This is a genomic window from Micromonospora sp. URMC 107 (assembly GCF_051386315.1).
Taxonomy (GTDB): domain Bacteria; phylum Actinomycetota; class Actinomycetes; order Mycobacteriales; family Micromonosporaceae; genus Micromonospora.
In genome coordinates, this window is record NZ_JBPQTK010000193.1 from 1 (window position 1) to 7,865 (window position 7,865).

The 7,865-nt window shown below is 74.8% G+C and carries 9 protein-coding genes and 1 pseudogene; 7 read left to right on the forward strand and 3 right to left on the reverse strand.

Annotation, left to right across the window (positions count from 1 at the left end; genetic code table 11):
* Nucleotides 1-18 precede the first annotated feature (18 nt).
* Nucleotides 19-534 (forward strand): annotated as a pseudogene (locus ACSNN9_RS26885) (TSUP family transporter); the annotation flags it as partial.
* Nucleotides 535-575: 41 nt separating this feature from the next.
* Here the strand turns inward: ACSNN9_RS26885 and ACSNN9_RS26890 are convergent.
* A complete protein-coding gene (locus ACSNN9_RS26890; protein ID WP_358089875.1) occupies nt 576-1,187 on the reverse strand; it encodes a malonic semialdehyde reductase in 612 nt (203 codons plus the stop codon).
* A 100-nt stretch (nt 1,188-1,287) separates the two neighbouring features.
* Between ACSNN9_RS26890 and ACSNN9_RS26895 the strand changes: the two genes are divergently transcribed.
* The 3 genes from ACSNN9_RS26895 (at nt 1,288) to ACSNN9_RS26905 (ending at nt 4,365) form a co-directional block, all read left to right on the forward strand.
* Nucleotides 1,288-1,650: a winged helix-turn-helix transcriptional regulator gene (locus ACSNN9_RS26895; RefSeq protein WP_436676049.1), complete on the forward strand. Its 363-nt coding sequence runs from the start codon at nt 1,288-1,290 to the stop codon at nt 1,648-1,650.
* Nucleotides 1,651-1,764: 114 nt separating this feature from the next.
* On the forward strand, nt 1,765-2,535 hold the full coding sequence (locus ACSNN9_RS26900; protein WP_436676050.1) for a GNAT family N-acetyltransferase: 771 nt from the start codon (nt 1,765-1,767) through the stop codon (nt 2,533-2,535).
* A gap of 249 nt (nt 2,536-2,784) precedes the next feature.
* A complete protein-coding gene (locus ACSNN9_RS26905; RefSeq protein WP_436676051.1) occupies nt 2,785-4,365 on the forward strand; it encodes a VWA domain-containing protein in 1,581 nt (526 codons plus the stop codon).
* Nucleotides 4,366-4,446: 81 nt separating this feature from the next.
* On the opposite strand, the gene def is transcribed toward ACSNN9_RS26905, so the two are convergent.
* Nucleotides 4,447-4,956: a peptide deformylase gene (gene def / locus ACSNN9_RS26910; RefSeq protein ID WP_436676053.1), complete on the reverse strand. Its 510-nt coding sequence runs from the start codon at nt 4,954-4,956 to the stop codon at nt 4,447-4,449.
* Between the two features lie 10 nt (nt 4,957-4,966).
* Nucleotides 4,967-5,755, reverse strand: coding sequence for a TetR/AcrR family transcriptional regulator (locus tag ACSNN9_RS26915; protein ID WP_436676054.1), 789 nt, complete (start codon nt 5,753-5,755; stop codon nt 4,967-4,969).
* A 73-nt stretch (nt 5,756-5,828) separates the two neighbouring features.
* On the opposite strand from ACSNN9_RS26915, the gene ACSNN9_RS26920 reads away from it, so the two are divergent.
* Genes ACSNN9_RS26920 through ACSNN9_RS26930 form a run of 3 tightly spaced genes read left to right on the forward strand, consistent with a single transcriptional unit; the run spans nt 5,829 to nt 7,755 of the window.
* Entirely contained in the window at nt 5,829-6,809 is a 981-nt protein-coding gene (locus ACSNN9_RS26920; protein WP_436676055.1) for an ATP-binding cassette domain-containing protein, read from the forward strand.
* Nucleotides 6,806-7,624, forward strand: coding sequence for an ABC transporter permease (locus ACSNN9_RS26925; protein ID WP_436676056.1), 819 nt, complete (start codon nt 6,806-6,808; stop codon nt 7,622-7,624). Before ACSNN9_RS26920 ends, ACSNN9_RS26925 begins: the two co-directional genes overlap by 4 nt.
* On the forward strand, nt 7,621-7,755 hold the full coding sequence (locus ACSNN9_RS26930) for a hypothetical protein (RefSeq protein WP_436676058.1): 135 nt from the start codon (nt 7,621-7,623) through the stop codon (nt 7,753-7,755). Before ACSNN9_RS26925 ends, ACSNN9_RS26930 begins: the two co-directional genes overlap by 4 nt.
* The last annotated feature ends 110 nt before the right edge of the window (nt 7,756-7,865 follow it).

Sequence of the window (7,865 nt, forward strand, 5' to 3'; positions counted from 1 at the left end):
TGTGTATAAGAGACAGGCGCCGGGGTGGGTGCGGCGTTGGCGGGGGCGGTGCCGGCGTCGGCGTACCGGCCGGTGGTGCTGGTGGTGTTGGTGGCGGTGGCGGCGTTCGTGGTGTCGCGTCCGCGGTTGGGGGTGGTGGCGCAGCCGCACCGGCGCACGCGGGTGCGGGTGGGTGTGGCGGTCGCGGTGGCGGTGGTGGGTATCGCCCTGTACGACGGGTTGGTGGGTCCGGGTACGGGGACGTTCCTGGTGGTGGCGTTCACGGTGCTGGTGGGCGCGGACTTCGTGCACGGTTCGGCGATGGCGAAGGTCGTGAACGTGGGCACGAACCTGGGGGCGTTGGCGGTGTTCGCGGCGACGGGGCACGTGTGGTGGTTGCTGGGGGCGGCGATGGCGGTGTGCAACGTGGCCGGGGCGGCGTTGGGGGCGCGGATGGCGCTGCGGCGCGGTTCGGGTTTCGTGCGGGTGGTGCTGTTGGTGGTGGTGGTGGCGTTGGTCGGCAAGTTGGGCTTCGACCAGTGGGTGGCGGCCTGACCGGTCGCCACCCACTGGTCGTCGCGGGGTGTGCCGGTGGGTCAGGCGTGCCGGACGACGTCGGTGTAGTCGAGGCGGGGCAGGCGCGGGAACCAGGCGTTCTCGCCGGGGCGGCCGATGTTGACCACGAGCAGGGTCTTCCAGGTGCTGTCGGCGAAGAACTCGCGGTCGACGGCGGCGGCGTCGAAGCCGGCCATGGGGCCGGCGGCGAGGCCGGCGGCGCGCACGGCGAGCAGGTAGTAGCCGATCTGGAGGGTGGCGTTGAAGCGGGCCATGCGTTCGCGAGCGTCGGGGTTGCCGGCGAGGTCGTCGCGCATCTGGGGTCGGATGGGGAAGACCTGCGGGATGAACTCGTGGAAGTCGGTGTCGGCGGCGAGCACGGCGACCATGGGTGCGCTGGCGGTCTTGGCCTGGTTGCCTTCGCTCATGTGGGCGACGAGGCGGGTGCGGGCGTCGCCGGGGCGGACGTAGAGGATGCGCAGGGGCTGGGTGTTGGCGGCGGTGGGCGGGAACTTGGCGAGTTCGTGGATGGCCCGCAGTTGTTCGTCGGTGACCGGTTCGTCGGTGAAGGTGTTGGCGGTGCGGGCGTCGGTGAACAGCAGCGCCTGGGCCTCGGGGGCCAGGTGGATCAGGGGCGGGTGGACGTCGGTCATCGGGTCGTCTCCAGGTCGTCGGCTGACTTGCTTCGGTAACGGTAGCAGCTAGCTTTTTAGTAGCCCCTCGTCCGGCTGGTGGCCGCCGTATCCTGGGGGCATGACGGTCAGGCCGGAGGTGGGCGACACGCCCCGCACATGTGACGGGGGCGTCGCCCGGGCCTTCGCGTTCCTCGGCAAGCGGTGGAACGGCATGCTGCTGAGCACCCTGGCCGACGGGCCGGCCGGCTTCGCCGAGCTGACCCGCGCCCTGCCCGGCATCAGCGAGTCGGTGCTCTCCGACCGGCTGGGCGAGCTCGTGCGCGTCGGGCTGGTCAGCCGGACGGTCCGGCAGGGCCCCCCGGTGGGGGTGAGCTACGAGCTCACCGGGCCGGGTGCCGCGCTGCTGCCGGTGCTCGACGCGTTGGGCCGCTGGGCGCACGAGAACCTTCCCGCCGAGCCGACGGCGACGCCGGGCTGCTGAGGCCCACGGCGGCGGCCCGCCTGACGGATCCGGCCAGGGGCAGTGGCGGCACTTGTGCGCGCCGTGGCGAAGGGCGCGCAGTCCGCGCCGGGCCGGGTGTGTGATCATCGGCGGATGCCGGTACGCGCCGAACACGACCGGGCCGTCCTCGCCGCGCTGCTCGGGCGGGACCCGGTGCTGCACGCGTACCAGCTGGGCGACCTGGACGACTTCTTCTGGCCGTACACCTCCTGGTTCCGCCGCGACGAGGAGGTGGCGCTGCTCTACCACGGCGCCGACCCGCCCACGCTGCTGGCGTTCGCGCCCCCGGCGCGGGTGGACCGGCTGGCGGCGTTGCTGCGCGAGCTGGCGCCGGTGCTGCCGGCCCGCCTGTGGGCGCACCTGTCCCCCGGCGTGGAGCCGGCCCTGGCCGGGGCGTTCCGGATGGACGCGGCCGGCCCGCACCACCGGATGGCGCTGACCGATCCGGCGCGTCTGGCCGCGGTGGCCGAGGCGGGTACGGTCCTGCACGCTGGCGACCTGCCGGCGCTGCGCCGGCTGTACGACGTCGCCTACCCGGGCAACTGGTTCGACCCGCGGATGCTGGACACCGGCCAGTACGTGGGCGTGCGCGACGGCGGTGAGCTGGTGGCGGTCGCCGGGGTGCACGTGTTCTCCCCGGCGTACGGCGTGGCGGCGCTGGGCAACGTGACCACCCATCCCCGGCTGCGCGGGCAAGGGCTGGCCGGGGCGACGGTGGCCGCGCTGTGCCGGCGGCTGCGGGAGCACGTCACCCACGTCACGCTCAACGTGAAGGCCGACAACGCGGCGGCGTTGCGGCTCTACGGGCGGCTGGGCTTCACCCGGATCGCCGACTACGGGGAGTACGCGCTGACTGCCCGCTGACGATGACCGTCGGCCCCCCGTCGGTGACGGACCGTGTGGTCAGGGTGGCCTCGCCCGGGCGGTCGGGCCGGCCCAGCCGCCCGGCGGCGGCACCTGGACGAGCGGTGGAGCACTTCGCGTGCGGCACCGTCGCGGGTCGGGAACCCGACGCTGACCTGGGCTCGTGTCTGACGTACGGGGCCCGCCGTCGGGCCTAGCGTCGCGGCAGAGGTCGCGCGTGCCACGTGCGGCGGAGCTGAAGGAGCAACCATGGCAACAGCAGCAGTGCCCTGGCGGCGATCACGCACAGTCATCGTGTTGGCCGGGGTGACGGCGGCGGTGACCGCGCTGGCCACCCCGGCGTGGGCCGCGCCCGGGGTGAGCCCGGCCGTCGTCGACCAGGCGGCCGACCCGGGGACCGTGATCCCGGTCGGCAAGGTGGTGTCCACCCCGCCGATCCCGCCGAAGCCCGACGTGGTGCTGCTGGTCGACACGACCGGCAGCATGGGCGGGGCCATCGCCAACGTGCGCGCCAACCTGCAGCAGGTCATCACCGACGTGCGCTCGGCGCAACCGTCGGCGCAGTTCGCGGTGGCCTCCTACCGCGACACGGGGGACGGCGCGGAGCTGTTCCGGGTACGCCAGGACCTGACCGGCGACGCGACGGCGCTGCAGGGCGCGGTCGACGGGTTGGCCGCCGGCGGTGGCGGGGACACGCCCGAGGCGTGGGTGAACGCGCTGGTCGAGGTCTCCGAAGGGGCGATCGGCTACCGGGCGGGCAGCAGCCGGATCGTGGTGCTCGTCGGCGACGCGCCGAGCCACGACCCGAGCAACGGGCGCACCCTGGCCCAGGCGACGGCGGCGTTGCAGGCCGACGAGGCGCGGCTGCTGGCGGTCGACGTCAGCGGCGGCGGTGGCGGCCTGGACGCGACCGGGCAGGCCACGGCGGCGGTGTCGGCCACCGGCGGGCAACTGGTGGGCAGCTCCCCCGACACGGTGACCGCCGCGATCCTGGCGGGTCTGCGGGACCTGGACGTCACGGTCACCCCGACGGTGACCTCCTGCGCGGCGGGCCTGTCGGTGGGCTTCGACGCGCCGTCGCGCACGCAGCAGTCGGGCACCGACGTGCCGTTCGCCGAGACGATCACGGTCGCGGCGGACGCCGCGCAGGGCACCGAATTGACCTGCAGGGTGGACTTCCTGCTCAACGGCCTGTCCGGCGGGCCGGCGTTCACGCAGCAGATCCGCGTGCGGGTCAACGACGTCACCCCGCCGACCGTGGTCGTCGACGACCGGACGGTGGAGGCGACCAGCCCGGCCGGCGCGGTGATCGACTACCCGGCGACGGCGACCGACAACGTCGACGGTCCCCTGAGCCCGACCTGCGTGCCGCCGTCCGGCACGACGTTCCCGCTGGGCGCGACGACGGTGACGTGCACGGCCACCGACGCGGCCGGCAACACCGGCAGCGACACCGCCGTGATGCGGGTGGTGGACACCACCGCGCCGGCGACGGCGTGCGTGCCGACGAACAACCCCAGCGGCGGCAACGTCCCCGGCTCCTACAACCCGGACGGGTTCTACGAGCTGACGTCGACCGACGTGGTGGACACGGCGGTGCAGGTGTTCATCGGTGACGCGGCGGACCCGAGCGTGCGGTTCGGGCCGTTCCCGGCCGGCACGAAGATCAAGCTGGTGCAGGCGCCGGGTGCGCAGTCGCGGGTGAAGGACGGCACCGGCGACATCGACTACAAGGTGACGTTGCGCGGTGACGCGCTGATCGTCGGCGTGGACGACGCGGGCAACGCCTCGTCGCCGGCGGTGTGCCTGGTGGCTCCCCCGCCGAAGTGACGCCGGGCGTGGCCGGGTGCCGCGCGTGACGTCCCGGCCGCCGGGCCCGTCGGGGTCCGGCGGCCGTTGGCGTACGCGGGGTCAGCCGCGGCGGCTGGGCGAGTCGAAGCGGCCGGCGCGGATCTCCCGCAGCGCCTTGCGGCGGGTGTCGCCGGTCAGGGTGTCGACGTAGAGGCGGCCGGCGAGGTGGTCGGTCTCGTGTTGCAGGGCCCGGGCGAGGAATCCGCTGCCCGAGATGCTCAGCGGCTCGCCGTGCTGGTCGAAGCCGTGGGCGGTGGCGTGCAGGGCGCGTGGGGTCGGGAAGTAGAGGCCGGGGATCGACAGGCAGCCCTCGTCGTCGTCCTGCAGTTCCTCCGACACCTCTAGCGTCGGGTTGACCAGGTGGCCGCGGTGCCCGTCGGCGTCGTAGACGAACACCTGGGCGTTGACGCCGATCTGGGGGGCGGCGACGCCGGCGCGCCCGGGCGCGCCGAGCAGGGTGTCCATCAGGTCGGTGACCAGGGCGCGAAGCTCGGCGTCGAAGCTGGTGACGGGCTCGCTGGGGGTGCGCAGCACGGGGTCACCGATGATCCTGATGGGGCGCATCGTCATGCCGGCAAGGTTATCGGTCGCCGGTCGTGGCGGCGGCGTCCGGGCGGGCGGCGACGAGCACCTCGATGCCGTCGAGGATGCGGGCCAGGCCGAACTCGAACGCGCCGTGGGGGTCGGCGGCGGCCTGGTACTCCTGGCCGGCGGCGGTGCCGACGCGGGCCGCGAGGGGGTAGCGGCGCGGGTCGAGGGCCTTCTCCAGGTAGGGGGCGTGGGCCTGCCACCACTGCTGCTCGGTCATGCCGGTGTGCGCGGCGGCCTGGGCGGCCTCCACGGCGCTGCGCACGGCGCCGTGCACGTAGCCGGAGACGAGGGTGACGACGGCGTCCATCTCCAGGTCGCTCAGGCCGATGCCGTCGACGGCGCGCAGTTCGTACTCGTAGCGGGCGATGACGTTGGGGCCCAGCGGGGGGCGGGTGGTGGCGACCTGCAGCAGCCAGGGGTGGCGCAGGTAGAGCGCCCAGGTCTCGCGGGCGACGTGGGTGAGCCGGCCGCGCCAGCCGCCGGGCACGTCGTCGGGGCGGGCGGTCTCGCCGTAGACGGTGTCGAGCATGACGTCGAGCAGTTCGCCCTTGCCGGGGACGTAGGTGTAGAGGGACATGGTGCCCACGCCGAGTCGTTCGGCGACCCGGCGCATGGACAGGGCGGCGAGCCCTTCGGCGTCGGCCACCTCGATGGCGGCGCGCACGATCCGGTCCACGGACAGGTCGGGTCGGCCCTTGCGGCTGGTGCGTTCGCGGGTGCGCCAGAGCAGGGCGAGGCTGCGCGCGGGGTCGCCGGTGCCGCTGTACTCGGTCGTCATCCCGGCACTGTAGCGTGCGCCGTACCGTATGCTGTACGGTACGGCGTACGAAACGAGCGGAACGGGGGCGCCGATGCACGACGACGGAGCGGCCATCGAGGCCGAAGGGCTGCGCAAGCGCTACGGCGGCACGCAGGCCCTCGACGGCCTGGACCTGACGGTGCCCGCCGGCACCGTCTGCGCCCTGCTCGGCCCGAACGGGGCCGGCAAGACCACGGCGGTACGGGTGCTGACCACCCTGCTGCGCCCCGACGCCGGGGCGGCGCGGGTGGCCGGCGCCGACGTCCTGCGCCAACCCGGGCGGGTCCGCGAGCGCATCGGCGTGGTCGGGCAGCACGCCGCGCTCGACGAGGTGCTCAGCGGCCGGCAGAACCTGGTGCTGTTCGGCCGCCTGCACCACCTCGGCGGCGCGCGGGCCCGCGCCCGGGCCGCCGACCTGCTCGCCCGCTTCGACCTGACCGACGCCGCCGACCGGCCGGTCGGCACGTACTCCGGCGGGACGCGCCGCCGCCTCGACCTCGCGGCGAGCCTGATCCTCGACCCGCCGGTGCTCTTCCTCGACGAGCCCACCACCGGCCTGGACCCGCGCGCCCGGGCCCAGGTGTGGGACGCGGTGCGCCGGCTCGTCGCCGACGGCACCACCGTGCTGCTGACCACGCAGTACCTGGAGGAGGCCGACCAGCTCGCCCACACCGTCCGGGTCGTCGACGCCGGCCGGGTCGTCGCCGACGGCACCCCGGAGCAGCTGAAGACCGCGCTCGGCGGCGACCGCGTCGACGTCGTGCTGACCCGCGCCGACGACCTGGACCGGGCCGTACGCGTCGTCGGCGCCGCCGTCGCCGCGACGCCGCTCGTCGACGCGGCGGGCCTGCGCCTGAGCGTCGCCGTCACCGGGCGGGTGACCGCGCTGGCCGCCGTGCTGCGGGCGCTGGACGACGCCGGGCTGAGCGCCGCCGACGTCGCGGTGCGCCGCCCCACCCTCGACGAGGTGTTCCTGCGGCTCACCGACGACTCCCCCACCGCCCACCCCGACGCGCGGAAGGTGACCGCATGAGCGCCACGACCGTCCACCCCACGCCGCGGCGGCTGCGCTGGGCCGTAGCCGACGGCCTCGCCCTCACCGGCCGGGCGCTGGCGCACTGGCGGCGCCAACCCGGGCAGTTCGTCGTCGGGCTGCTCTTCCCGGTGCTGATGGTGCTGATGTTCGGCTACCTGTTCGGCGGCGCGATGAGCGTGCCCGGCGGCGGCGACTACCGCGAGTTCCTGCTGCCCGGCATGTTCGCCATGACGGTGCTCTTCGGCATCGAGTCGACGTACGCGGCCGTGGCCACCGACGCCGCGCGCGGCGTCACCGACCGATTCCGGTCGCTGCCGACGACGTCCTCGGCGGTGCTCACCGGCCGCGCCGCCGCCGACCTGCTGCACAGCGCCGCCGGCCTGGCCGTCATGCTCGCCTGCGGCGTCGCCGTCGGCTGGCAGTGGCGGGCCGGGGCCCCGGCGGCGCTGGCCGCCGTCGGGCTGCTCCTGCTGCTGCGCTTCGCCCTGATCTGGGTCGGCATCCACCTGGCGCTGCTGCTGCGCAGACCCGAGTCGGTGGTGATGCTGCAGATCCTGGTCTGGCCGGTCGGGTTCAGCTCCAACGCGTTCGTCTCCCCCGACACCATGCCCGGCTGGCTCGCCGCGGTCGCCGAGTGGAACCCGCTGTCGGCGACCGTCGCGGCGTGCCGGGAACTGTTCGCCAACCCCGGCTGGGGTGGCGAGTCGTTCGCCGCGCAGCACGCCGTCGCACTCGCCGTGGCGTGGCCGCTGCTGCTGACCGCCGTGTTCCTGCCCCTGGCGGTACGCCGATACCGCAGGCTCGGCCGGTGACCGACCCGGCCGCCGGCGCGACGGCGGACCACGATCGCGCGGACCACGATCGCGCGGACCACGATCGCCCCGCGACGAGCGCCGCCAGCACCGCCGAGGACCTGACCGCCGGACCGGAAGGACGCCCGTGACGATCGGCTCCCACGCCGTCACGTTCACCCCCGCCGACCCGCCAGGTGTCGTGTCCGGCGGCGGTCACGGCGGGCAGCAGCAGGCCGCGGGCGGCCAGGTGCAGGGCCTC